General features: G+C 53.2%; 23 protein-coding genes and 1 tRNA gene. 15 read left to right on the top strand and 9 right to left on the bottom strand.

Annotated features, from left to right (window positions below; genetic code table 11):
• Positions 1-4 precede the first annotated feature (4 nt).
• The 12 genes from ABNT34_RS01680 to ABNT34_RS01625 all read left to right on the top strand — a co-directional run bounded on the left by ABNT34_RS01680 (position 5) and on the right by ABNT34_RS01625 (position 11488).
• Positions 5-1360, top strand: a complete 1356-nt coding sequence (locus tag ABNT34_RS01680; protein WP_348728223.1) for a DUF1501 domain-containing protein — start codon at positions 5-7, stop codon at positions 1358-1360.
• Between the two features lie 88 nt (positions 1361-1448).
• Positions 1449-1973, top strand: coding sequence for a hypothetical protein (locus ABNT34_RS01675; RefSeq protein WP_348728221.1), 525 nt, complete (start codon positions 1449-1451; stop codon positions 1971-1973).
• A gap of 239 nt (positions 1974-2212) precedes the next feature.
• Positions 2213-2545, top strand: a complete 333-nt coding sequence (locus ABNT34_RS01670) for a PadR family transcriptional regulator (RefSeq protein WP_348728219.1) — start codon at positions 2213-2215, stop codon at positions 2543-2545.
• Complete coding sequence (locus tag ABNT34_RS01665; protein WP_348728217.1) at positions 2542-3480, top strand: hypothetical protein; 939 nt, start codon at positions 2542-2544, stop codon at positions 3478-3480. The genes ABNT34_RS01670 and ABNT34_RS01665 overlap by 4 nt, the downstream gene beginning before the upstream one ends.
• 229 nt (positions 3481-3709) lie before the next feature.
• The gene (bfr, locus tag ABNT34_RS01660; RefSeq protein WP_348728215.1) at positions 3710-4183 is read left to right on the top strand and encodes a bacterioferritin; all 474 of its coding nucleotides are present in this window, start codon (positions 3710-3712) and stop codon (positions 4181-4183) included.
• 5 nt (positions 4184-4188) lie between these two features.
• Complete coding sequence (gene bfr, locus ABNT34_RS01655; protein ID WP_031570533.1) at positions 4189-4656, top strand: bacterioferritin; 468 nt, start codon at positions 4189-4191, stop codon at positions 4654-4656.
• 280 nt (positions 4657-4936) lie between these two features.
• Positions 4937-5010: transfer RNA gene (locus ABNT34_RS01650), tRNA-Gly, on the top strand.
• 88 nt (positions 5011-5098) lie between these two features.
• Positions 5099-5896, top strand: a complete 798-nt coding sequence (locus tag ABNT34_RS01645; RefSeq protein ID WP_348728213.1) for a hypothetical protein — start codon at positions 5099-5101, stop codon at positions 5894-5896.
• A 65-nt stretch (positions 5897-5961) separates the two neighbouring features.
• Positions 5962-7398 carry a cation:proton antiporter gene (locus ABNT34_RS01640; protein ID WP_348728211.1) on the top strand — a complete coding sequence of 479 codons (1437 nt, stop codon included), beginning with the start codon at positions 5962-5964 and terminating at the stop codon, positions 7396-7398.
• The gene (locus ABNT34_RS01635; protein WP_348728209.1) at positions 7328-8101 is read left to right on the top strand and encodes an EAL domain-containing protein; all 774 of its coding nucleotides are present in this window, start codon (positions 7328-7330) and stop codon (positions 8099-8101) included. Before ABNT34_RS01640 ends, ABNT34_RS01635 begins: the two co-directional genes overlap by 71 nt.
• A 217-nt stretch (positions 8102-8318) precedes the next feature.
• Positions 8319-10949, top strand: a complete 2631-nt coding sequence (gene ppc, locus ABNT34_RS01630; RefSeq protein WP_348728207.1) for a phosphoenolpyruvate carboxylase — start codon at positions 8319-8321, stop codon at positions 10947-10949.
• Positions 10950-11092: 143 nt separating this feature from the next.
• Positions 11093-11488, top strand: coding sequence for a DUF393 domain-containing protein (locus ABNT34_RS01625; RefSeq protein WP_348728205.1), 396 nt, complete (start codon positions 11093-11095; stop codon positions 11486-11488).
• Between the two features lie 14 nt (positions 11489-11502).
• On the opposite strand, the gene ABNT34_RS01620 is transcribed toward ABNT34_RS01625, so the two are convergent.
• The 3 genes from ABNT34_RS01620 to ABNT34_RS01610 all read right to left on the bottom strand — a co-directional run bounded on the left by ABNT34_RS01620 (position 11503) and on the right by ABNT34_RS01610 (position 13631).
• Positions 11503-12144: a DUF5610 domain-containing protein gene (locus ABNT34_RS01620; protein WP_348728203.1), complete on the bottom strand. Its 642-nt coding sequence runs from the start codon at positions 12142-12144 to the stop codon at positions 11503-11505.
• A gap of 142 nt (positions 12145-12286) precedes the next feature.
• Positions 12287-12649 (bottom strand): hypothetical protein, encoded by a 363-nt coding sequence (locus ABNT34_RS01615; protein WP_348728201.1) that lies wholly within the window; start codon positions 12647-12649, stop codon positions 12287-12289.
• Between the two features lie 157 nt (positions 12650-12806).
• Entirely contained in the window at positions 12807-13631 is an 825-nt protein-coding gene (locus tag ABNT34_RS01610) for a hypothetical protein (RefSeq protein ID WP_348728199.1), read from the bottom strand.
• 256 nt (positions 13632-13887) lie between these two features.
• Here ABNT34_RS01610 and ABNT34_RS01605 point away from each other — a divergent pair, with 256 nt between their 5' ends.
• Positions 13888-14514: a hypothetical protein gene (locus ABNT34_RS01605; protein ID WP_348728197.1), complete on the top strand. Its 627-nt coding sequence runs from the start codon at positions 13888-13890 to the stop codon at positions 14512-14514.
• A gap of 54 nt (positions 14515-14568) precedes the next feature.
• Here ABNT34_RS01605 and ABNT34_RS01600 read toward each other — a convergent pair whose 3' ends face one another.
• The 5 genes from ABNT34_RS01600 to ABNT34_RS01580 form a co-directional block, all read right to left on the bottom strand.
• Entirely contained in the window at positions 14569-16806 is a 2238-nt protein-coding gene (locus ABNT34_RS01600) for a TonB-dependent receptor (RefSeq protein ID WP_348728195.1), read from the bottom strand.
• A 297-nt stretch (positions 16807-17103) separates the two neighbouring features.
• The gene (locus ABNT34_RS01595; RefSeq protein WP_348728193.1) at positions 17104-18087 is read right to left on the bottom strand and encodes a sialidase family protein; all 984 of its coding nucleotides are present in this window, start codon (positions 18085-18087) and stop codon (positions 17104-17106) included.
• Positions 18072-18434, bottom strand: coding sequence for a VOC family protein (locus tag ABNT34_RS01590; protein ID WP_348728191.1), 363 nt, complete (start codon positions 18432-18434; stop codon positions 18072-18074). The genes ABNT34_RS01595 and ABNT34_RS01590 overlap by 16 nt, the downstream gene beginning before the upstream one ends.
• Positions 18435-18459: 25 nt before the next feature.
• Positions 18460-19662 carry an S-methyl-5-thioribose kinase gene (gene mtnK / locus ABNT34_RS01585; protein WP_348728189.1) on the bottom strand — a complete coding sequence of 401 codons (1203 nt, stop codon included), beginning with the start codon at positions 19660-19662 and terminating at the stop codon, positions 18460-18462.
• 128 nt (positions 19663-19790) lie between these two features.
• Positions 19791-20108, bottom strand: coding sequence for a hypothetical protein (locus tag ABNT34_RS01580; protein WP_348728187.1), 318 nt, complete (start codon positions 20106-20108; stop codon positions 19791-19793).
• A gap of 204 nt (positions 20109-20312) precedes the next feature.
• Between ABNT34_RS01580 and ABNT34_RS01575 the strand changes: the two genes are divergently transcribed.
• Entirely contained in the window at positions 20313-21098 is a 786-nt protein-coding gene (locus ABNT34_RS01575) for an arylamine N-acetyltransferase (protein ID WP_348728185.1), read from the top strand.
• A 64-nt stretch (positions 21099-21162) separates the two neighbouring features.
• Here ABNT34_RS01575 and ABNT34_RS01570 read toward each other — a convergent pair whose 3' ends face one another.
• Positions 21163-21474 (bottom strand): hypothetical protein, encoded by a 312-nt coding sequence (locus ABNT34_RS01570; RefSeq protein WP_348728183.1) that lies wholly within the window; start codon positions 21472-21474, stop codon positions 21163-21165.
• 243 nt (positions 21475-21717) lie between these two features.
• Here ABNT34_RS01570 and ABNT34_RS01565 point away from each other — a divergent pair, with 243 nt between their 5' ends.
• A complete protein-coding gene (locus tag ABNT34_RS01565; RefSeq protein WP_348728181.1) occupies positions 21718-22899 on the top strand; it encodes a dipeptidase in 1182 nt (393 codons plus the stop codon).
• The last annotated feature ends 1 nt before the right edge of the window (position 22900 follow it).

The following is a 22900-nucleotide window of genomic DNA, read 5'->3' as shown; positions in this document are numbered from 1 at the left end:
TGCCATGCGTCATCTGGAACGTCGTGACTGGTTAAAGCTGGCACTCAAAGGCAGTTTAGGCCTTGCAACTCTCAGTACTATGCAATTGGGGCTGTTACCTCGGGCACTGGCCGCCGGCCGAGCGGTGCCACAAGGTTATAAAGCGCTGGTCTGTGTGTTTTTATATGGCGGCAACGATTCATTGAATATGTTGTTGCCGTTGTCAGGCCAGAGTTTATTGGATTATCAGGCGGCGCGGCAAAGCCTGGCAGTGGCAGACCCAATAGCGCTGACACCGCGCACAGCCATCGCTGATGGCCTGGGGTTGCATCCGGCGCTGGCCGCGCTGGATCCGTTGTTTCACAGCGGCGCTTTGGCACTGGTGGGCGGTGTAGGGTCTTTGATCCGGCCGACAACGCTGAGCGAAGTCCAGGCCGGCAAAGCGCTGCTGCCGAAAAATCTGTTTTCGCATAACGACCAGCAGGCGACCTGGATGCGCGGACAGGACCCGCACAGTCCAGACAGCGGCTGGGGCGCACGTTTGTTGGAGCTGATGTACGATGTGCCGGATTTCAGCAGCTGTATCAGTTTGGCCGGGACTAACCTCTGGCAACGTGGGGCCGCACTCAGTCCATTTGGCATGTCGGCCGCCGGCGTGCCGGAACTGACCGCGTTAAAAGGCAGCAGCAAAAGGGCAAGCATGCTGCGGGATATCCAAAGCCGGCTATTCAGTTCACAGCAGCATCCGCTGGCCGATCAATTTGCCTTGTCGCACAGTCAGGCGCAAAGCCGCAGCGCTATTGTTGCCACGGCGCTGACCCAGGCGCCGGCCTTGCAAACTGAGTTCAACAACGCCAATCCGCTGGCATTACAGCTGCAGATGGTGGCGAAAATGATCAGTGTGCAGTCTTTGCTCGGGGTTGGTCGCCAGGTGTTTTTTGTCGGTATTGGGGGTTTTGATACGCATGATGCGCAAAACGCGGTGCAACCGGCTTTGCTTGGCACAGTCGCTGAGGCGCTCAGCAGTTTTTATCAGGCGACTGTCGAGCTTGGTCTGTCGGAGCAGGTGACCAGCTTCACCATGTCGGATTTTGGCCGCACGCTGAGTTCAAACGGTGACGGTACCGATCATGGCTGGGCCGGCAATCAGTTGGTGTTGGGTGGGGCAGTCAACGGTGGTGATTTGTATGGGCAGTTATTGCCGCAACGGCTTGGCAGTCCGGTCGATATGGGCGCAGGCCGGCTGATCCCAGCGCTGTCGAACAGTCAGTTGTTTGGCAGTCTGGCAGGATGGTTTGGTGCAGACCGGAGCACGTTGCAACTGTTATTGCCGGAGCTGAGCCATTTCGATGCCGGCGCATTGTCATTGTTCAAAATCTGACATGGAAATAATTTGTAAAGAATTAGCCGTTGCGCAAATCAGATGGCTCAGGGAGACTCGATGCAACATTGAATAAAAGGAGTTCCCGATGAAAATGCTGATGACATTAACCGCAGTGCTGCTCAGTAGCCAGGTCTTTGCCTCTGCACCGGAAGAAGTGGTGATCAAGGATTTCGAATACACTAATAAATACGAACTGGCGTTACGCCAAACCAAACACTCGGATAAAGGCAAAGCCTTTCCGGTGTTACTGGAGTATGCCAAATACGGTGAAAAGTTAGCCCAATATATGGTGGGTACTTTTTATCTGTCGGGCATCGGCACTGACGCCAACCCAACCGAAGGCCTGATTTGGATTGGCACCGCACTGGAACAGCGCACGGCTGAATGGCAACGGACTTATGACAGCATCACGGCAAAATTGCCGGATGATCAAAAAACCATACTGAATGATTTAGTTAAAAAACGCATCGAGCTTTATGGCGTTCAGGCGCAAAAAATGTCCTGCCGGAATGAAGCTGCCGTGATGGGTTCGAACAAACGCTACCATGTTTGCACCAAAATCCGTGACGGTGCGCAGCGCGTTACAGTAGTGAAATACCCAAATAGTTAATTTGATGATTTAAATCTTGAAAAGGCGCCATGTGCGCCTTTTTTGTGCCTGCACATCAGCCTTTTCAGCCAATGCCTCATGCGCTTTCAGAGCTTCATCTCTGAGCTTATTTAATTCCTTTGTAGCGAATCATTTTTAGCCAACATCTTGCATTTATACTGTACGGTGCATAGTATAAAGCTATGTGACACACAGTATGTGTCGCATAGTATCAGCACCACGGATTGCAGGAACTGAAGATGAATGATGACAAGCTCGACAAGCTCCGGCTGGAACTGCGCCGGGGTGTGTTAGTGCTGGCGGTGCTGGCATCCAGCCGGACGCCGCAATACGGTTATTCATTGCGTAAGCAACTGAATGATAACGGCATTGACATTGATGAAGGCACTTTATACCCGCTGGTGCGCCGGCTGGCAGAGCAGGGGCTACTGGACAGCCAGTGGCAAATAGCCGAAGGCCGCGAGCGGCGTTATTACCAGCTCTCGGCTACGGGGGCTGAAGTGTTGGCACAACTGAGCGCGGAGTGGCAGCAATTAAATGGCAGTCTGGCGACTTTACTGGAGCAACAATGATGGAATTACTGGAACGTTATCTGGCTGCAGTCGCAGCCGAGCTACCGGCGGACAAGCAGCACGACATTATCCGCGAACTCAGAGCAAACCTGCTTGACCAGATTGAAGCACAGCAGCAAGGTGCCGCGCTGGATGAGGCTGAGCTCAGCCAACTGCTGTTGCAGCAGGGCCATCCGATTGACGTGGCGCAACGTTTTGCCCCCAGTGCGCCGCTGATCGCCAGCGAAGATATGCCGCTATACAAATCAGTGCTGTGGCATGGTGCCGCACTGATGGCGGTGATCGCATTACTAAAAAGTCTGGGTGGGCTGGTGCTGGCGGACTCGATCAATCCGGTACAACTGGTCCTGCAGTTAGGCTTCAGTTTTATCGACAATTTTGCCACGCTGTTATTGGTGGTGACTGCGGTGTTTTATGGTGCAGGCCAGGCCGGCTGGACCAAAGAGTGGCGGCAACGCCAGTGGCATCCTGCCCGGTTGCCGCGTTACCCGCTGGCACGGATGAAGTTGTCGGACAGTATCACCGACTTAACCAGTGCCTTGTTTTTGTTGCTGTTATTGTGGACACCGCTGTGGTTGTCGGTTGAAGCACAGCAACATTTGCCCGTGCGGCTGGCCGATGGCATGGAGCACTGGCGTTATCTGCTGACCTGTTTCGCCGCCTTGTCTGCAGGGTTCGCCTGTTACCGGCTGACACAGCTCAGCTGGCAGCGCTGGAGTAAATGGTGCTACATCCTTGATCATCTGGTATTTGCCGCGATTTTTGCTGCGATGGGACTGCAGGAAAATGTATTCACTGAGCCAGAACAAGTCACGGATGGCGCCAGATTCTTCTGGACTCATGCGGCCGGCAGCATCTCATACATTTTATTGGCGACCGCTGCAGTCTTACTACTGTTGGCTGCCAATGAATACCGGCAACTACGCCGCTTGTGAAATAGTGACCTAGGGGCTGTGGCAATTGCCACAGCCTAAGTAAATGATTTTGTGATGATTGTTTTTTCAACAAGAACTCTGGCATTAAAGCGAAGCATTCTCAATTGCATGTGTATGATTTAATTGATGTTTTTTGAAATCTAAAACTCGACCCCCGCCGTAAATCCGACTACAATCCTCAACAATTTCCCTGTTTCACTACCAGTATTGGTAAAAAAGGAGCCCGGCGATGCAAGGTGATGCCGCTGTACTGAGTATCCTCAATGAGGTGCTGACGTCCGAACTGACGTCGATTAACCAATATTTCCTCCACGCCCGCATCTACAAAAACTGGGGCCTGCACGAACTGAATAATGTCTGTTATAAAAAATCTATCCGCGACATGAAACAAGCCGACGAGCTGATTGAACGCATTCTGTTCCTCGAAGGTTTGCCCAATCTGCAGGCGCTTGGCCGTTTGCGTATTGGCGAAGACACCGCGGAAATGCTGCAATGTGACCTTGAATTTGAGCTGGAACAGCTGCAGCTGCTGAAAAATGCTATTGCGCTGTGCGAGCAAAAACAGGATTACGTCAGCCGCGAAATGCTGCAGGAAATACTGGAGCACGAAGAAGAACATATCGATTGGATCAATGCGCAGCAGTATCAGATTAGCGCTATGGGCATGGAAAATTATCTGCAAAGCAAAGTGAGCGGGGAGTAAGCAGCATGCAAGGCAAACAAGCAATTATCGATGCACTGAACGTGCTGCTGGCCAATGAACTGAGTGCGATGGACCAGTATTTTATTCACTCCCGCATGTATCTGGACTGGGGGCTGCACAAGTTATACGAGCGCATCGACCACGAAGTCACCGACGAAAAAGCCCATGCCTCAGCCATTATCGAGCGAATTTTGTTCCTCGAAGGCACACCGGACATGAGTAAACGCGATGCGCTGCAGATTGGTTCTGATGTGCCTTCAATGTTGCAGAATGACCTGAACGTTGAATACAGCGTCGGGAAATTACTTAAGCAAACCATGGCGTTATGTGAACAGCAGCAGGATTATGTCACGCGCGCTATGCTGCAAAAATTACTGGATGACACCGAAAACGACCACGCCCACTGGCTGGAACAGCAACTGCGGCAGATTAAACTGTTTGGCTTACCGAATTATCTTCAATCACAACTTTAAGCATTAAAAGCGATTTAACCGCTGGCTTTGCCAGACAATAACAGGCAGGCAACTATTCACAGGCCGGGGATTCCCGGCCTTTTTTTACTCACAAAAAGCGCTGCAGCGACAGGAAGACCGCAGTTCAAAAGATTTCCCTGATCAAACCAGCCTGTCCGGTGCATGCCATTGCACAGATTGTTGAAATTATCACCGCTTGCGCCTCGCCGGATACAGCGTTACACGCAAGCGCTTGAACTGCGCCGGCATTTTTGCCACACTGCTGCCGCTTTCCGAAAAAGCGGGCGTCGTATAATGGTAATACCCCAGCTTCCCAAGCTGGTGCCGTGGGTTCGATTCCCATCGCCCGCTCCACGCTTCACAAGCCTTGTTCTGTTTTCTGTTCCGTCGTTATAGTGCCTGTTTTTAATGCTGCCTTTTCTGATTTACGGAGCTCCTGCTGATGACTGAATCCTGTTTCATTCCGACTTTTACTGCGGAGCAAATCAACGCCGCTGCGGAACAATTGATGCACAGACGCTTGCAGGGCCAGCCTGGCGGGCTGTTAGCAGAACAACACCGGCCGTTGCTGCTGGCAGATGCGCTGGCGGTGCAGTTACAGGTTGCTCAGCAATACAGCAAAGTGATTGGCTGGAAATGTGGTGTGCCGTCGGTCGATGCCAATGGTCAGTTGAAAATTGTGCTGGGGCCTTTGTATCAGAATGAACTGCAACAAGGCGCAAACTGTATGCTGTGGCCTTCAGCACAAGGGCTGGCGCGGGTTGAGCCTGAATATGCCTATCCGCTGCTTGACGATGTGGTGCCGGGCGACCACAGCTTAAGCGACGATGCAGTCTTCGCCTTGTTCGGCGCGCCGCATCTGGCGCTGGAGCTGATCCAAAGCCGTTATCAAGCCGATGCCGGCGCACTGTATCCGGATCAGCTGGCGGATGGGTTATTTAATCAGGGGCTTTGGCTTGGGCCTGTTTTACATGGGCCTGAGCAGGCCAGTTTCACATTGACCCTGAATCAGGCCGGCCAGGAGCCGGTCACACACGCCGCCCGGCATCCAAATGACAATCCACGGGCACCTTTACCCTGGCTGGTGAATTTTCTGCGTGCTCAAGGTGTGTCGCTAACCGCCGGTCAGGTCATCATCACCGGCTCCTTCGCCGGGGTACTGGAATTGCCGTTTGGCAGCGACATTCGCTGGCAATTTGGCGAAGAGCCGGCGTTTCAACTGAGTTTTTGCCCGCGTTAACGCGTTGTCGCTGAACTAATTCATCAGACTCAGTCTTACTTTTCTCGCCGTTTCGGAGTGTATCGATGGATTTTTTACCGGCCACAACCCTGACATTCAGCCCTTTACTGGCATTTGCGTTGTTATTGCTGGTTGGTGCCCTGGGTGGTTATCTGGCGCACCTGACACGCTGGATCCCCAGTATCACCGGCTTTATGGCGGTGGGTTTTCTGATAGGGCCCAGTGGCCTCGGATTATTGGACAAACACACGCTGGCTGATGCGCGTATTCTGGTTGATATCGCGCTGGCGCTGATTTTATACCGGCTTGGCACTTCACTGGATTTACGTTTTATCCGTCAGCACAAGGCGCTGGTACTGACCTCACTGGCCGAAGCCAGCGTGACTTTTATCGCCTGCTTTTTTGTGTTGCATTGGCTGGAGTTCAGTCCGGTGTTGTCAGCCCTTATCAGCGCCATTCTGATTTCCTCATCGCCGGCGGTGCTGCTGCACGTCGCGCATGAAACCGGCGCCAAAGGCCCGGTTACTGAAACTGCGAAAACCCTGGTGGCAATGAATAATTGCTGGTCTTTTCTGGTATTTGCTGCAGTCATTCCTGCGTTATTGCTGGACCAGCAAGCCGGACTAAGTCAGGTGATTTTGCAGCCGTTGTATTTATTGCTGGGCTCGGCCTGTCTGGGCGTACTGATTGGCGTGCTGCTGCATTTTTTATGTGTACGGACCCAAACCGCCGCCCAATACAAAATGGCCCTGGTGATTGGCAGCCTGATGCTGACCTTAGCACTGGCGCAGCAGCTGCAGCTGTCGGCGCTGTTTGCACCTTTGTTGGTTGGTATCACAGTGCGCAGTCTGGAGCGTGGCCCCTTAGTATCGGAGCTGAATTTTGGTGCTGCCTTTGAGCTGTTTTTTATTGTGTTATTTGTGTTCGCCGGCGCTAAATTGCAGCTCAGTGCGTTGTGGCAGTTTGGTTTGGTGATTGTGTCACTGGTCACTGTGCGCACAGCAGTGAAAACTCTGATGCTATGGTTGGCCGGCACTGTGCAGCGGCAAAGCGCACGCGCCAGTGCAGCGACCGGTATGTTGCTGGTACCAATGGCTGGGTTGGCTATTGGTCTGGCGCAAACCAGCAGTGGCCTCAGTAGCGAGCATGCCGCCGTTATTAGCGCTGTGGTACTGGGGGCTGTGACCTTGTTTGAAACTATTGGCCCGCCGCTCGCTGCATTTGCTTTCCGGTTTGCCGGCGAAGCAGGCCAGGCGCACGAAGAACAACCGATAGCGCCGGCGAGTCTCAGTCAACCGGACAGTTGGTCAGCACCTGGCCCGGTCGTGCAAATGCATTGGCGGGGTAATGTATCAGGCTCAGCTGATACTCAAGCTGCTGATGTTGCTGCTATTATCACAGATACCGATCTGATTGCCGGAGCTAGTATCAATGCAGTTTCCCCCGCAAGTAAAACAACAAAGCTGTCGCGACTGTTTAAGTGGCGCCGATCTGGGGTTTGAACTTCGGATGGCGTTTCAGCCGATTATCGAATGGTCCAGTCAGTCGATCGTCGGTTATGAAGCTTTAGTTCGTGGTGCACAAGGCGAAGGTGCTGCCACTGTGCTGGCTAAAGTGACTGAGCAGAATAAATATTATTTTGATCAGGCCTGCCGGGTCAAAGCCATTGAAACCGCGACCAGGCTTGGCCTCAACAAACTGCTCAGCATCAATTTTATGCCCAATGCGGTGTATAACCCGGAAACCTGCATCCGTGCGACGATTGAGGCCGCTGATTTATATGGCTTTGATATCCGCAACATCATGTTTGAAGTGACCGAAGGCGAACAAATCCTCAGTCACAGCCATCTGCTGAACATCTTTCAAAGTTATGCCGCGCGCGGTTTTATCACCGCCATCGACGACTTTGGCGCCGGTTTTGCCCACGAAGACTGGTTACATTCGCTCAAACCCCGCGTGCTGAAACTGGATATGGCGCTGATCCGGGATATTGATCAATCCACTGAAAAACAACAAAGATTGCAGCAGATCCTCACACAATGTGTGCTGCTTGGTAGCAAAGTGCTGGCCGAAGGGGTTGAAACTACGGCAGAGTTGACTTATCTGGCGGCGCAGGGCATCGACTGGTTTCAGGGCTATTTCTTCGCCAGACCCCAGCTGGAGCAGCTGCAAAGCGAGGCTGAACTGAGCTGCTGGCAACGATAAACCTGCCAGCGCTGTTAGTTGTTTTTTATCGAACATCTTTCCATAAAGCCATCTAAACACCTAAAAGTCTGTTTTGTTGCTGATTTTGTAATCTGTCAGTGTTGAGTACCAACAAAAATCGGGTTAGGGTGAGATGAAACTGCAGAAAAAAACGCCAAAGCGCGCTCTAAGCGGCTGCGGGCAACAAGGCAGGCAATGCAACGAGGAGAGTGGGAAGATGTCGCAATATGCTGCCTTAAGAGCAAACGTCGGTTTGCTTGGCACACAATTAGGGGATACGGTCCGTAATCAACTGGGGCCTGCGGTGTTAGAGCGGATTGAGCAGATCCGTTCGCTGGCCAAACAGGCACGTTCCGGCACTGAACAACAAGACCAGCAGTTAAAACAAATTCTCGCTGGCCTGACCGACGACGAGATCCTGCCGGTCGCCCGTGCTTTTGCGCAGTTCCTCAATCTGGCTAACCTGGCCGAGCAACATCACACCATCAGTAAAGCCGGCGCTGCGTCGATTGAGAAACCACAGCCACTGCAGGAACTGCTGACTTTATTAAGAACGCAGCAGGTGGATGTCGAAAAAACCCGCCAGGCAGTCGCTGATTTATCCATTGAGCTGGTGCTGACGGCGCATCCAACCGAAGTCACCCGCCGGACGCTGATTTATAAACTGACACAGATCGCTGATTGTCTGGCGCAGCGGGAGCAGGATTTATCCGCCCATCAGCTGGCTCGGCTTGATGCACGTTTAAACGATTTGATCACTCAGGCCTGGCATACCAATGAAATTCGCGAACAGCGCCCGACGCCGGTCGATGAAGCCAAATCCGGTTTTGCTGTCATTGAAACCTCGTTGTGGCAGGCTATTCCGGAATTTATCCGCGAGCTGGACGAAGCTTTAGCCCCGGTGCTGGGCCATGGTCTGGCACTGGATGCCGCGCCAATCCGTTTCTCTTCCTGGATGGGCGGCGACCGTGATGGTAATCCTTTTGTTACCGCCAAAGTTACCCGCCAGGTGCTGCTGCTCAGTCGCTGGAAAGCCGCTGATTTATTTGCGCAGGATTTGGATGTACTTGGCAACGAGCTGTCGATGAACCTGGCCAATGCGGCATTGCAGGCCGCAGTACCAGGTTCGACCGAGCCGTACCGCGACTTATTAAAAGTGTTGCGCGGCAAACTACTGTATACCCGCGACTGGCTGACGGAAGCGCTGAAACACGATCGGCTGCAGCGGCCGGACGATTTGCTGTGGCATAACCAGCAACTGTTAGAGCCGCTGCTGCTGTGTTATCACTCGCTGTGCGACTGCAAAATGGATGTGATTGCCAACGGCTTGCTGCTGGACACTATCCGCCGCGCTTATGCTTTTGGTCTGACGCTGTTAAAACTCGATGTGCGGCAGGAATCCGGCCGGCACACCCAAGTATTCAGCGAATTCACCCAATATTTGGGCATCGGCGACTACGCGCATTGGGAAGAACCCGCGCGTCAGGCATTTTTACTGAATGAGCTGGCCAGCAAACGGCCGTTATTCCCGCGCAACTGGCAGCCAAGTGCTGAAGTGCGTGAAGTGCTGGATACCTGTGACATCATCGCACGCCACGGTGCTGAAGCCTTATCGACTTATGTGATTTCGATGGCCGGCAAACCTTCAGATGTGCTGGCGGTGCAGCTGTTGTTAAAAGAGGCGGGCATCAGCTTCCCGATGCGCGTCGCGCCGTTATTTGAAACTCTGGCCGACTTAACCAACGCGCCGGAATGTATCAGCAAGTTGCTGGCAATCGACTGGTACCGCGGTTATATCCAGGGCAAACAGGAAGTGATGATCGGTTATTCCGATTCTGCCAAAGACGCTGGCGCTATCGCCGCGGCCTGGGCGCAATACAGCGCGCAGGAAGCCTTAGTGGCGATTTGTGCCCAGGCCAAAGTGCAGCTGACGCTGTTCCATGGGCGTGGTGGCACTATCGGCCGTGGTGGTGGTCCGGCGCACGCTGCGATTTTGTCACAGCCACCGGGCAGTCTGGCCGGCGGCATGCGCGTGACCGAACAAGGTGAGATGATCCGCTTTAAGTTCGGTTTGTCCAAACTGGCACAGCGTTCATTGGCGCTGTATGCCTCAGCTGTGCTGGAAGGGGTGTTATTACCACCGCCGGTGCCAAAAGCTGAATGGCGCGCGTTGATGGCGCAACTGGCTACCACGTCCTGCGACGCTTATCGTGCTGTGGTGCGGCATCATCCGGAATTTGTGCCTTATTTCCGCGCGGCCACGCCGGAGCTGGAACTGGGCCAGTTGCCGCTTGGTAGCCGGCCGCCGAAACGGAATCCAAATGGTGGTGTGGAGAGTCTGCGCGCCATTCCGTGGATTTTCGCCTGGTCACAAAACCGGCTGATGTTACCGGCCTGGCTCGGCGCTGGTTCTGCGCTGGCGGAAGCAGTAGCACAGGGTAAAACCGCATTGCTGCATGAAATGCGCGCGCAGTGGCCGTTTTTCGCCACCCGCTTGTCGATGCTGGAAATGGTTTACCTCAAAGCCGACGCGCAAATCGCGGCTTACTACGATGAAAAACTGGTGCCGGCGCATTTGCTTGGTCTCGGCGAGCAGTTACGCAACCAGCTGTCAGCCGATACGGCGTTGTTGCTGCAGCTGATAGACCGACCGGATTTAATGGCCAATGAAGCCTGGATCCGTGAGTCCATTATGCTCAGAAACACTTATGTCGACCCGCTGCATATTCTGCAGGTGGAATTGTTAAAACGGGTACGCCATGCGCCGGAAACCGTCAACGACAACATCAAACGTGCCTTGATGGTGACCATCGCCGGTATCGCCGCCGGGATGCGCAACTCGGGTTAAACCGGGTGAGAGGCAAAAGCCCGTTTCCGCTGGTCGGAGCGGGCTTTTTGTTTTTGTGTGTGGTGATCGGGCTTGGGTTGTACGCGTAAACTGGTCAGCACTGCAGGTTGCATGTCAGGGCAATAAAACACGGGGAACTTCGCATGGCGACGCTGACGATTTTTTATGACGGTTTTTGTCCGCTTTGTGTGCGCGAAATGGCGCAGCTGCGCCGGTTGGATCCAGAAGCCAAAGCGCTGACATTGGTCGATATTCAGCAGGATGATATGCCGGGGCTGTATCCGCACATTGACGTGGCTGAAGCCGGGCGAATTTTGTTGTCGCTGACTGCCGATGGCCGGATTTTGCGCGGGCTGGATTCAACGCACGCCGCCTGGTCTGCAGTAGGCAAAGGCCACAGAACAGCGTTTTTACGCTGGCCCGTGATACGCTGGTTTGCCGATAAAGTTTACTTATGGTTTGCCGCCAACCGCTATCAAGTGTCGTATTGGCTGACCGGGCAGGCGCGCTGCGACAGCGGCAGCTGCAGCCGCCGCTAAAGCGCCATTGCCAGTTATTCAGCGGCAGCAGCCTGGTCTTTCGGTTGTTGCATGCGCTCTCTGAACTCCTGTAAACCTTTCTGGATCAGGCTGTAAGTCTCGTCGATATCGTCCGCCACTTTGCCTTCCAGTTTTTTCAGTCCGGTCAGAATGTCGCGGGCGTCGGCAAAACCCTGGTCAATGCCTTTGCCAATTTCCTGCATAAACTGCTCGAGGCCGTCTTCATCATTCAGTTCCGGGTTTTGCTCGCGAAATGCCTGATAAAAATTGGTGGCGAAACCGACGATGCGATCGGCCGTTGCCTGGGGCGACGTGTCTTCGTTGTTGTAGGTTTTATTCAGACCGGTTTCTGCGGTGGCCCCGGTGCTATTGTCTGCGTTGGTGTCTTCGTTTTGCGGTGCCTGGGCGGCGAGGCGTTTTTCCACCGCATCGCTGATGGCGCGATACAGCAGGTTCATCGCTTTATTGTCGGACTGCAGACTCAGCGACAGCTGATTATCCAGAATGGTTTGATTCAGCTGGCGCCGGTTCTCGGCGGATAATTCGCTGGCGCTGGGTTTTGTGGTTTGGTTGTTGATGGCGGTACTGCTGGCTTCGTTCGGGGTGTTGGCCTGATAACGGCTGGCGGCGCTGTTGACGGTTGGTTGGATACTCATGGCGGTAGTTCCCTGCGTGGCTTGGACAGACTATAGCCTGCTTATCGGCAAGAAATTGCCGGAACTTGAGCAAAAAATTGCCGGCGCTGTGAATTGTCGCCGCGGGGCCGGTATGCGCCGGCCCGTTGCGACAACAAACGGCTCAGAAACCGGTTTCAAACTGGGCTGTGGCCGACACTGATTCATAAGTGCCGTTGGTATACAGCACGATAGCGCTGACCACATGCTCCTGATATGGCGAGATTTTGAAGTTACAGGTTGTTGAAGTTGCCGAACAGTTCTGACCGCCTTGCCAGATCACCTGCGCCACTGGTGCGGCCAGATTCTGAATGCGGAAATAGGCGGTAACCGGGTTGTAGTTCATGCTGTAATTCATGCCAAAGCAATAACCACCCCAGCCGCTATTTTGTGTGGTACCGACGCGGCATTCCATGTCGGCTGCCTGTGCTGAACCTGTTGCCATAGCGCCGAGTAACAGGGCGGCAGTCAGTAATGATTTTTTCATGATATTGTCCCTTGGATTGTTGTGACACAGAGATAATTTTAAAAGCGCCGGAGCTTCCGGTCAGTCCAACGCTAACCTGCCATCTGGCGATAAAACATGTCTGTGTTGCAAAAATCACAACAATATCTGAACTTTGTCAAGGCTCTGTCAAAGCGGCTCAGAATGGGCAAGGCGGATATTGACGGATGCCTGCCGAAGCCGCCTGACGCAAAATGCGCTGCGTAGTGATTGGCACTGCCAGTGCTGACAGATCGGGCAAAGCCTCCGCCGGCTGACCACTAATCACCTGATATAGAATGTATGCCGTCAGCAAAGCGCCGGCCGGCGCGGCGTGATTACCATCATCGCTGTGCAGCGGTAAATCCGGCCATTGCTGCAGTACCTGATCCCAGACCGGACCGACCGGCGCGACGCAGGCGGCCTGATCGGCGGCAATTTGCTGATGCAACTGGAAAATCCGCATGCCTTCTTCGCTGTTACCGGCGCGCGGATGCTCCGGAAATAACACCGGTGTGACGCCACGGGCTTTCGCCAGCGCGATCCAGCTTTTGGCTCCGGCCGTTGAATAGTTGTACAGCCCGGTCGTTGAATATTTCTGTGCCTGCAAAATGAGATGAGTCCAGCTGCCGGATTCCAGCAAAGGCCGGCTGACCTGGTCGTCTAAGCGTTCATCCAGATAAGCAGCACCACCAGCGCGCAGCGTACCAACCGTTTTGCCGGTGCCCTGTTGCAACAACAGTTGCAAAGTGCCGGGCAGGTTATGGCTGCCACTATGGCTATTACCAAACAGCAGAATTTGCTGCGGGTCCAGCTTGCGGTTGTCCGGTACCTGCAGATTGGCGCCCAACACCGGGTCTTGTACCGGCGGGTTATTGGCGAGCGGTGGTGTGCTCACGGCAGGTGTTGTGTTGGTTTGCTGGCCGCCACAAGCCAGTAAAAACACTGAAATCAGCCAGATAAACCGCCAGTGGTACAAGCGCATCACGTCAGTCCTGCAAAAGTGTGTGATGACAGAGCCTAAAGGCTGGCACTAGCCCTGTGTGACCAACGGTGACCAGCGGGTGTGATTTGGGGTGGTGCTGCTTGTTGTATGTTTCAGCAGCCATCGCTGATTAATTTTGTTTTCTAATTTGTTATATATTTTTAACTGCTTTCTTTACAAATATTTGTGGTTGCTGCCAAGATCGGCGTCTTACGGTGCTGTGGCCGAATTAACTATATGAATGATAGGGATATTGATGCGTGTAATATTAGTTCTGCAAAGCTTGATGATCGCCGGGTTGATTTTCTACACCCTGAGTTTGCAACAACAACTGGAAAGGCTGCAGGCGGCCACCACACTGCCGCAGACCACTCAGGCTGAACCTCAGCCGGTGCAGGCGACTAAAGTCACGCAGACTGCTGTGGCTCAGGTTCTCCCGGTCACCAGCGGCGATGACAGAGCTAAGGCTGCGCAGCCAAATCTGCCGGCAGCAAAGACGCTGACCGAGACTGAACAACCGGAGGCAGTGGCGGCTGAGCCTGGAGCGACGGCACAAGTCTCCACAGATGCGGCAACGGATTTTGGCGATCAGCAGATAGATTTTAGCTGGGCACCGGAATTCAGCAGTCAGCTCAGCGGGATGTTTCAGCAGTCGGAGTTATTGCAAAACTTGAAGGTCAAAGACATTGAGTGCCGGCATTCGTTGTGCCGCGTGCAGATTTACCACGAAGATCAGGATGCATTGCGCCTTGGTGTCTCTATCGGCAGCGCCCTGGAAGCGTCGGGCTTCACCGACCATGCCTATCAATTTGCCACGCAGAGTGAAAATGGTGTTTTCACTGTTTATGTTGGTCGCGACAAAAACAGTATCCAGTTGAAATAGAAACAAAAAAGGAGCTGCAAGCAGCTCCTTTTTCACATCAATCTCAGCAAATTATCAGAAGAAGTTCTTCTTAAATTCAACACCAATGATGCGTGGTTCGTTGACAAAACCAGTGTTGTTGTTGAAATCAATCGCACCTTTGACGTTGTCTTCATCGGTGATATTGCGGCCAAACAACGCCACTTCATAGTTACCGTCGTAATTCATGTAACCGATTCGCAGACCGGCTTCCTGATTGTCATCGACAGTAAACTCTTTGGCTTCGTACAGGAACAGATTGGTTTTGCCCTGGAACGCGATATCACCGTAGACATAGATTTCACCGGTTGGCACCGGGAAGTCATAACGGCCATTCAGCGTCAGGATGGTTTTTGGTGCTTGCGGGAACGGGTTGCCGTCGACATAAGCCCGGCCTTGTGCATTTAAGCGGTCAGTCGGAGTACAGGCGCCTGAACCACAAGTGGCAACCAGCAGGTTGGCATCTTTCAGCTCAGTGTCGTTGTAACTGAAACCACCACCTAAGGTCAGGCTGGACGTCACGCGCCAGTCGGCGTCGATTTCAAAGCCATAACCTGTGCCTTTGTCAGCGTTTAACAGCGCGTTGCCTTGTGAGGCACCGCCGATGGCTGACAGCTGAATGTCGTTGATGTTGTAGTAGAACACAGCACCGTTTAAGCGCAGCGTGTTACCGAGCAGATCTGCTTTGGCACCAAATTCAACAGAATCAATAGTTTCTGAGTCAGCGACAGAAGGGTTGCCTTCAAACGCCAGGTCGCGGCCCTGAATTGACTGGGCGCGGAAACCATGTGCCAGACGACCGAATACGGAATAGTTGTCAGTGACGCGGTAGTTGGTGGCCAGTTCCCAGCTGATTTCATCGTCGTCGACATCAACCGGCGCGTAGTTCTGGATTTGCGCGGCGCCGATGACTAAAGCGAAACCGTCGACGTTCTGCTCACCAACAGTGAAGCCTTTTTCGTCGTAGGTGTAACGCACGCCGGCGGTCACGTCCCAGCGGTCACTCAGGTTATAAGTGCTTTGGCCAAACAGCGCCCAGCTGGTGTTTTCATGGTACACAGTGGTTGCGCCGTAGAAACCGTCGACGCTGGTCACGCCAAACGAAGAGTCGAAGTAATAAGCGCCGACTTGCCAGTCAACATCACCGGACGTGTCGCTGGCCAGACGGAATTCCTGGGTGAACTGTTCTAAATCTTTTAACTGGTCTTCGGTCACAGCCTGGAACGGGATAAAACCCGGGCCGGCTTCTGTACCGCCATCAATATCGCCTTTGCCGTTACCGTCAGCGTTTTCCTGCGCGGTGATCGACGTGAAGGTTTTGCCGCCACTCAGGTCCACATCCAGCTTTAACGAGGCGCCGAAGTTGTCGTATTTCTGGAAGTTATTGCCGCCGTCGTTGTAAGCAACGCTGTCGCGGTCGTAATTGTTATTCAGCTCGTTGCTGCCTTTATCAAAGACGTTGGCGCGGAACACTGATGAAGTGCCGTCCAGTTTACGGCCATGTACGTTTAACAGCGCAGCGATATCGCCGCTTTCATACAGGAACTGCACGCGACCGGCTTTTTCGTCGAAGCCACCCATCACGTCTTGTTCTTTTTTGAAGCTGTTGTCGATATAGTCGTCACGGTTTTGTGACAACACAGACACCCGGGCTGACAGGTTGTCGCTGAGGCCACCACCGGCGGCGCCTTCAAAATTCAGCGTGCCGAGGTTACCGACGGATAATTTGGTATAGGCATCAAAATCCTGCCGTGGTTTGGCGGTATTAAATTTGATGATACCGGCCGTGGTGTTGCGGCCGAACAGGGTGCCTTGCGGGCCGCGGATCACTTCCACAGCTTCCATATCAAATAACGGGAAGCTTTTCAGGATGACGTTTTCCATCACCACGTCGTCCATGATGATCGATACCGGCTGAGAGGCGGCCAGATCGAAGTCGGTGTTACCCAGACCACGAATATAAAAACGCGGTGCAGCACGGCCGTTTGATGATTCTGCATACAAGCCCGGTACTTTGACCGCTAACGCCTGAATGTCGTCACCACCGGCAAAAATCGCATCAAATTTTTCGCCGCCTAAAGTGGCGACAGAGATAGGCACTTCCTGCGTGCTCTGGACGCGTTTTTGCGCTGTGACTGTAATACGCTCAAGTTGCTGATCGTCCTGTTTGGCTTTGTCACTTTCCTGCGCCATCGCAACAGGAGAAAGACCAACAGCAGCGACGAATAATGCCGCATGGATCTGCATGGCTAACACAGAATGTTTGCTTTTCATCAATGGATTACCCTTAGGTGTTTGTCTGTTATAGAGAAAGCGTCTTTGCGCTTATGCCGCCGGAGCAGATATTGCCGCCTGCTTAGGTGTAGCAGGCTGAAACCAATCTGTCAGCTGAGTTCAGGTTTGGAGTGACCACGCACCTGAATAAACGGCAGCGCAGTATATCAGCATCTGCTTGATATCGCTGAAATTCCCGAAATTCAGTGGATTTCGCCAGCAAATTGTTGGCAGATTGTGGCCGGCAGGTAAATGGGGGACACGGCGGACATTTTTTCAACTGCGTCCCCCGGCAGATCAGGCTGGTAATGCATCCAGCCGGATACTGCTGTGATACACCGCCGTTTTGCCCTGATGCGACGAGTAATAGCTGATATGCAGCAGGTCTTGGTTCAGTACTAAACCCGGGTAGCTGGTGTCGCCGCCTGAGGGCAGCACCAGGCACTCGCGCAGGGTGGCGTTATCGATATCGAGCCAGCATAGACTGGTGCGAACTTTGTAGTCATAGAGCCGCACCGCCGCCAGGATCCGGCCGTCCGGCAGCTGAATACAATCAGGGCCGCCGATGCGTTTGTTCAGCTCGCGCCATTGCCAGTCAAAATAAGGTGGATTGGCGATGCCGAGTAAACCGACATGCGGATCGCGCCGCAGCAGGCACAAGGCGCGGCCATCTGGCAAAAACAACAGGCCGGATTCGTTTGGATAACCGGCATCATTCAGCGTACTGACCCAGGGCGCAAAATGGACACCATCGTCACTTTTATACAGCCGGACAAAGCGTTGCTCCATACAGCTATAGCCGACAGCCCAGGCGGTATCCAGTTGCCAGGTCAGCCGCCATAACCAGATACTGCTTTCACCGCAGGGGATGGCGTCACCCCAGTGCTCACCGTCGTCCGATAACCAGACGTAAGACTGATGTGTACCCTGGCTATGGTCATGCAAGGCGCCGGCCCCAAGCAGTTGCAGCCGGCCGTCCGGCATCTGAATCAGCTTGCCGTCACGAAGATCAGCAACATTGCTGCGGATACAGGCGACGGAATGCCAGACTTTGCCGCCATTGCTGCTTTTCAGGATCCGCAGCGCACCGTCTGGTGAAACATGGGCATAGGCTTCACGGAATACACAAAACAACGCGCCGCGAAACCAGACTAAATCGGTAAAGGCATTGTGGTCGCCACGACGCCAGATGCAGCGCGCTTTGGCAGTTTTTAGCTGGAAAAATCTGGGTTTACGCGGGTAAAACCGCTGTTTACCGCGGCGGATTATTTCGGTTGCCATAATTCGAATCTGTTTCCTTCGGGATCTGTCGCCCAGCCAAAACGGCCATAATCTTCGTCCTGAATTTTGTCGTCCACCACAGCACCACCGGCCCGTAATTGCGCCAGCATCGCGTCCAAATCTGTGACCCTATAGTTCACCATACATTGTTGCTGGCGGCTGCCGAAGTAGTCGGTGTCCTGAGAAAAAGTGGACCAGACCGTCATATCTTCGGCTTTGGCAACCAGACAACCATAAGTCTGCCCCGCGTCGATACTGACGCCGAGGTACTGTTGATACCAGGCGGCGAGTTTTTGTGGGTCACGGGCACGTAAAAAAATGCCGCCAATACCGCTGATTTTTTCCATGCTGGGCTCCTGATTGGTGTGGAAACTAGCTTTGTTGTTGCTGCAACCAGCCTAGCACAGTGCTGACACTGCTGAGCTCTGTGTGTTGCAACAGCAATTTGCGGCCGAGTTCTATGGCCACAGTCTCACATTGCAACTTCAGCCGTTTGTCTTTAATTGTGCTGAAATCGGCCACTTTTTGCTGACCGATGACCCGGCGCAGCATTTCAGTGGCGGCGTACCCCAGCGCGTCTTTGACGACTTGCCGGACAAAACGCTGCTGATACCGCTCACTTTGCAGCGCAATGTCTTTAGTGTCGCGCGCAGCCAGTGCCAGAAACTTCTGACAAAACAGCGTCTCGGTCTGTTCGATTTGCCGGCGCAGATAATCGGCTTGTTGCTGGCGGTGCGCAGGATCGGTGATCAGGCCCGGCAGTGCCGTGTAATGCAGCAATAAACTGCCCAGGAAATTGCCCAAATCAAAACCAATAGGGCCGTAAAACGCATATTCACCGTCTATGACCTTGGTTTGTTCATCACCGACAAAAATACTGCCGATTTGCAAGTCGCCGTGCAGCAACGCTTGCGGGCAGGACTCAAACTTCGCTTTGAGTTCAGCGACTTCAGCTTTCACCGCGTCGTCAAACCACAGCTGTTGCACCAGCGGGCGCAGCGCCATATCAAACTGGTTGCGGTCATGGTTGCAATAAGGGTCGGTAAAAAACAGTTCTTCGCTCATCAGGCACAGTTGTGGATTCATAAACTGCGCGGTGCGCGCCTTTTTAAACGGGCCGTCCAGCGCAAAATCTGAAGTGTAAAAACTGCAATGCGCCAGATAAGTACTGATGTGTTCCGCCAGCAGCGGATATTGTTTGGCACCAATCAAGCCTGTGCGCAGCAGTTGTAGCTGACTCAGGTCTTCCAGTAACAAAGCGGAAAAGCCGGCATCAAAATGCAGCACTTCGACCACATGCTCCGGCACCAGCGCGCCATGAATTTTCAGCAGTTCAGCTTCAATCCGCGCCCGGTCTTGGGTCGGTACCCAGCTTTCCCCAGCACCACCAACATAAGGCAGTACCTGCTTCACAATTAAACTGCTGCCGAACTGGTTTTTCACCCGAAACACGCGGTTTTGGGTGTTCACACCCACGGCGACACTTTGCAACTGGCTGTGCTCACCAAATAACGCACTGTGATCATTGGCAAAAATCGCGGCTTGTTCAGGGGTAAAAGGGCTAAAAGCCGGCATAGGGGCTCCTGAGAAAATGCTGAAGCTGTCTGGTTCTGGCGCAGACTTTAACACGGGGACCGCAGTTGAAAAACAACGCCCGGTGATCTCTACCGGGCGTTGCGGAATTCCTGACCCTGCCGGTTACTTTAGTCTTTGCACATATAAGACGGTGCCAGACAATCGCGGTGGCGTGGCATCGATTCGCGCGCCATGGCTTTTTCGGCAGCTATTTGCGCCGGGCTGCGGCAGACGGTGTTGCCAAACCGCGAATTGATCCGGCGTTCGGTACGGCAGATATAACCTTGTTTTTCCAGAGTACCATCGGGTGGCGCGACTTTTTTTGCTTCAATTTCATTGGCTTTGACCACATTGGTCTTGGCGATGCGGGAAAAACTGTCCGGCGCAGTACTGCCACAAGCGGTTAATAACAAAGTGCAGGTCGCTATACACAGCATTTTATACATCTGAATTGTCCTTATTCTGAGTACATGGCCGTTTGACGTTAGCATTAAGTTAGATTTTGTACAAATAACGTCCAGCTTCGTAAATAAAAGCCGGTATAGCTGGTTGCTCCGCTCTGTACCGGTGCTGAGTCGACGATAGTCGCTTGGCACGGGGCTGTCCGATCAGCGACAATCGCCGCTTTGCCGCCGGCTTTGGAGATGATGATGTACGCCGCTAATTTTGACCTCGCTTTATACGCCCGTCGGATTGGTCTTGACCACACCCCAGTGGCGACAGCCTTTGACGCAGCTGCACTGCAGAGCATGATGCAGGCGCAATTGCGTAGTATCACTTTTGAAAATCTCGATGTGCAGGCCGGTAAAATTGTGTCTTTAGTCCCGGAAGAGATCGTCAGCAAAATCGTCGGCCCTACAGGTGAAGCTAAACGCGGTGGTTATTGTTACGAATTAAACGGCTTGTTTGCCATGGCGCTGACCGCGCTGCAAATCCCGTATTTTTTTGTCGCTTGCCGGCCGATGTTTTATCCGATGCGCCGGCCCAAGACCCATATGGCGCTGGTGGTGACTATCGGTACTGAGCATTTTTTGTGTGATTTAGGTTTTGGCAGTTACGGCATGCGCGCGCCGCTGGCTTTGTCGCAGGTGAATCTGCCGCAGCAACAGGATTTTGATCAGTTCCGTTTGACGATGCCAACGCCGGGCGATTATGTGCTGCAGGCACAAATTGACGGTAATTGGGTCAGTCAGTTTGGTTTTGATTTACATCCGGCCGAGTGGATTGATTTTATGCCGGCGAATTATCTGAACTCGACGCATCCGGATACGGTGTTTGTACAAAAACTGCTGTTAATCCGCCAACATGCGCAAGGGCGCACCATGTTGGTCGGGCGGGAACTGAAGCAGAGCATCGCCGGTGTGACACAAAGCCGTGAGATTAGTGAGGCTGAGTTACCTGAACTATTGCTCAATCACTTTGGTTTAGTCAGCTGACAGCACAACATCAGCGCATAAAAAAACCGCAGAGAACTGCGGTTTTTTTATGCTGCATATCGGTTTAGTTGCAAATAGAACCAGCAGCGCATTCGCGGTGGCGTGGTAATGCTTCTTTTGCCGCTTGTTTTTCTGCTTCAATCTGCTCGGCGGTCCGGCATACTTTTTTGCCAAAACGCGTACCCAGTGGGCGCTCGGTGCGGCAGATGTAGCCATCTTTTTCCGCCGTACCATCCGGCGCTGCGCCGCGTTTTTTCTCGATATCGTTGGCTTTCACCACGTTGGTTTTGCTGACATCTGAGTTCATTGCATTGTTGGTGCTGCCGCAACCGGCGAGCAGGGCGCTAAGACTCAGCGCAATAATGATTTTATACATGGTCTTTCTCCGTTGGTGCGCTGAAAAACAGGCGCTGATCTAAGCGAACTTGTGTTCCACACCATAACAGCTGGTTAATTCGCAATCAATCCTTGATGACTTAGTTACAATTAGTAACAAATTGAGGCTGCGCCGCCGCGATTGACTGATGCTGCTACGCGATAAAGCTGCTGCCGCTGCAGCGGCAATTGTTTTATGCTGGGCTGATAGAGTGGAAATTACGCCAACCAAAGCAGGAACATGATGAAATTCAGCAAAATAGCAATGCTCTGCAGCCTGATGGCGCTGCATGCCCACACCGCTCAAGCCGCGGATCTGAAAGCCGAAGCGCAGCGCATCGCCCAGCAATATTTGCTGATCGACACCCATATCGATGTCCCATACCGTTTACAGGAGCATTGGGAAGACGTCACACAAGCCACTGCCAAAGGTGAGTTCGATTATCCGCGGGCGAAAAAAGGCGGCCTGAATGCGCCATTTATGTCGGTATATATTCCGGCCTCTTATGAAAAAACCGGTGGCGGCGAGCTGTTGGCCAACCAGCTGATTGATTCGATGGAAGCCTTAGTCGGTCGGGCTCCGGATAAATTTGCGATGGCCTATCGCAGTGACGACCTCGCCGCGCAGTTTAAACAAGGCAAAATTTCGCTGGCGCTAGGTATGGAAAACGGCACGCCAATCAACGGTAAACTGGAAAATCTGCGGCATTTTTACCAGCGCGGCATTCGTTACGTTACGCTGGCGCATTCTGAATCCAACCATATTGCCGATTCCAGCTACGACCTGCGCCGGCCGCATAAAGGCTTAAGCCCATTTGGCGAGCAGGTGGTCGCCGAGATGAATAAACTCGGCATGATGATCGATATTTCCCACGTCTCCGACGCTGCTTTTTACAAAGTGCTGAGCCTGACCAAAGCACCGGTGATTGCGTCTCACTCGTCGCTGCGCGCTTTTGTGCCGGGTTTTGAGCGCAATATGGACGACAAAATGATTCAGGCCTTAGCGAAAAATGGCGGTGTCATTCAGATTAACTTTGGCTCGTCTTTTGTCATCAGCCAGGCCAATCAATGGGGCCTGCAGCTCAAAGCCGCCGCCAAAGCAGCCGGTAAATCGTCAGACGACGAGGTGTTTCGCGCTGAGTATCTGGCGAAACATCCGTATCCTTTTGCTAATGTCGATACTGTGCTGAAACACATCGACCACGTGGTGAAGCTGGTGGGGATTGACCATGTCGGCATCGGTTCGGATTTTGACGGTGTCGGTGATTCGTTGCCGGACGGTTTAAAAGATGTGTCGATGTACCCGAACCTGATCGAAGGTCTGCTGAAGCGCGGCTACAGTGAAGCGGATATTGTCAAAATCATGTCCGGTAATTTACTGCGGGTCTGGCGCCAGGTTGAAGCTGTGGCGGCAGCCAGTCAATAAG

Origin of the sequence: Rheinheimera texasensis (genome assembly GCF_964031785.1) — a bacterium.
In the GTDB taxonomy this organism is placed as follows: Bacteria; Pseudomonadota; Gammaproteobacteria; order Enterobacterales; family Alteromonadaceae; genus Pararheinheimera; species Pararheinheimera texasensis_A.
Note: the sequence above shows the minus strand (reverse complement) of the source record. Positions and strands in the feature narration are given on the sequence as shown.

Coding starts and splice junctions, on each gene's coding strand:
- ABNT34_RS01680 (WP_348728223.1), top strand. CDS start 5: ATGCGTCATCTGGAACGTCGTGACTGGTTAAAGCTGGCACTCAAAGGC.
- ABNT34_RS01675 (WP_348728221.1), top strand. CDS start 1,449: ATGAAAATGCTGATGACATTAACCGCAGTGCTGCTCAGTAGCCAGGTC.
- ABNT34_RS01670 (WP_348728219.1), top strand. CDS start 2,213: ATGAATGATGACAAGCTCGACAAGCTCCGGCTGGAACTGCGCCGGGGT.
- ABNT34_RS01665 (WP_348728217.1), top strand. CDS start 2,542: ATGATGGAATTACTGGAACGTTATCTGGCTGCAGTCGCAGCCGAGCTA.
- bfr (WP_348728215.1), top strand. CDS start 3,710: ATGCAAGGTGATGCCGCTGTACTGAGTATCCTCAATGAGGTGCTGACG.
- bfr (WP_031570533.1), top strand. CDS start 4,189: ATGCAAGGCAAACAAGCAATTATCGATGCACTGAACGTGCTGCTGGCC.
- ABNT34_RS01645 (WP_348728213.1), top strand. CDS start 5,099: ATGACTGAATCCTGTTTCATTCCGACTTTTACTGCGGAGCAAATCAAC.
- ABNT34_RS01640 (WP_348728211.1), top strand. CDS start 5,962: ATGGATTTTTTACCGGCCACAACCCTGACATTCAGCCCTTTACTGGCA.
- ABNT34_RS01635 (WP_348728209.1), top strand. CDS start 7,328: ATGCAGTTTCCCCCGCAAGTAAAACAACAAAGCTGTCGCGACTGTTTA.
- ppc (WP_348728207.1), top strand. CDS start 8,319: ATGTCGCAATATGCTGCCTTAAGAGCAAACGTCGGTTTGCTTGGCACA.
- ABNT34_RS01625 (WP_348728205.1), top strand. CDS start 11,093: ATGGCGACGCTGACGATTTTTTATGACGGTTTTTGTCCGCTTTGTGTG.
- ABNT34_RS01620 (WP_348728203.1), bottom strand. CDS start 12,144: ATGAGTATCCAACCAACCGTCAACAGCGCCGCCAGCCGTTATCAGGCC.
- ABNT34_RS01615 (WP_348728201.1), bottom strand. CDS start 12,649: ATGAAAAAATCATTACTGACTGCCGCCCTGTTACTCGGCGCTATGGCA.
- ABNT34_RS01610 (WP_348728199.1), bottom strand. CDS start 13,631: ATGCGCTTGTACCACTGGCGGTTTATCTGGCTGATTTCAGTGTTTTTA.
- ABNT34_RS01605 (WP_348728197.1), top strand. CDS start 13,888: ATGCGTGTAATATTAGTTCTGCAAAGCTTGATGATCGCCGGGTTGATT.
- ABNT34_RS01600 (WP_348728195.1), bottom strand. CDS start 16,806: ATGAAAAGCAAACATTCTGTGTTAGCCATGCAGATCCATGCGGCATTA.
- ABNT34_RS01595 (WP_348728193.1), bottom strand. CDS start 18,087: ATGGCAACCGAAATAATCCGCCGCGGTAAACAGCGGTTTTACCCGCGT.
- ABNT34_RS01590 (WP_348728191.1), bottom strand. CDS start 18,434: ATGGAAAAAATCAGCGGTATTGGCGGCATTTTTTTACGTGCCCGTGAC.
- mtnK (WP_348728189.1), bottom strand. CDS start 19,662: ATGCCGGCTTTTAGCCCTTTTACCCCTGAACAAGCCGCGATTTTTGCC.
- ABNT34_RS01580 (WP_348728187.1), bottom strand. CDS start 20,108: ATGTATAAAATGCTGTGTATAGCGACCTGCACTTTGTTATTAACCGCT.
- ABNT34_RS01575 (WP_348728185.1), top strand. CDS start 20,313: ATGTACGCCGCTAATTTTGACCTCGCTTTATACGCCCGTCGGATTGGT.
- ABNT34_RS01570 (WP_348728183.1), bottom strand. CDS start 21,474: ATGTATAAAATCATTATTGCGCTGAGTCTTAGCGCCCTGCTCGCCGGT.
- ABNT34_RS01565 (WP_348728181.1), top strand. CDS start 21,718: ATGAAATTCAGCAAAATAGCAATGCTCTGCAGCCTGATGGCGCTGCAT.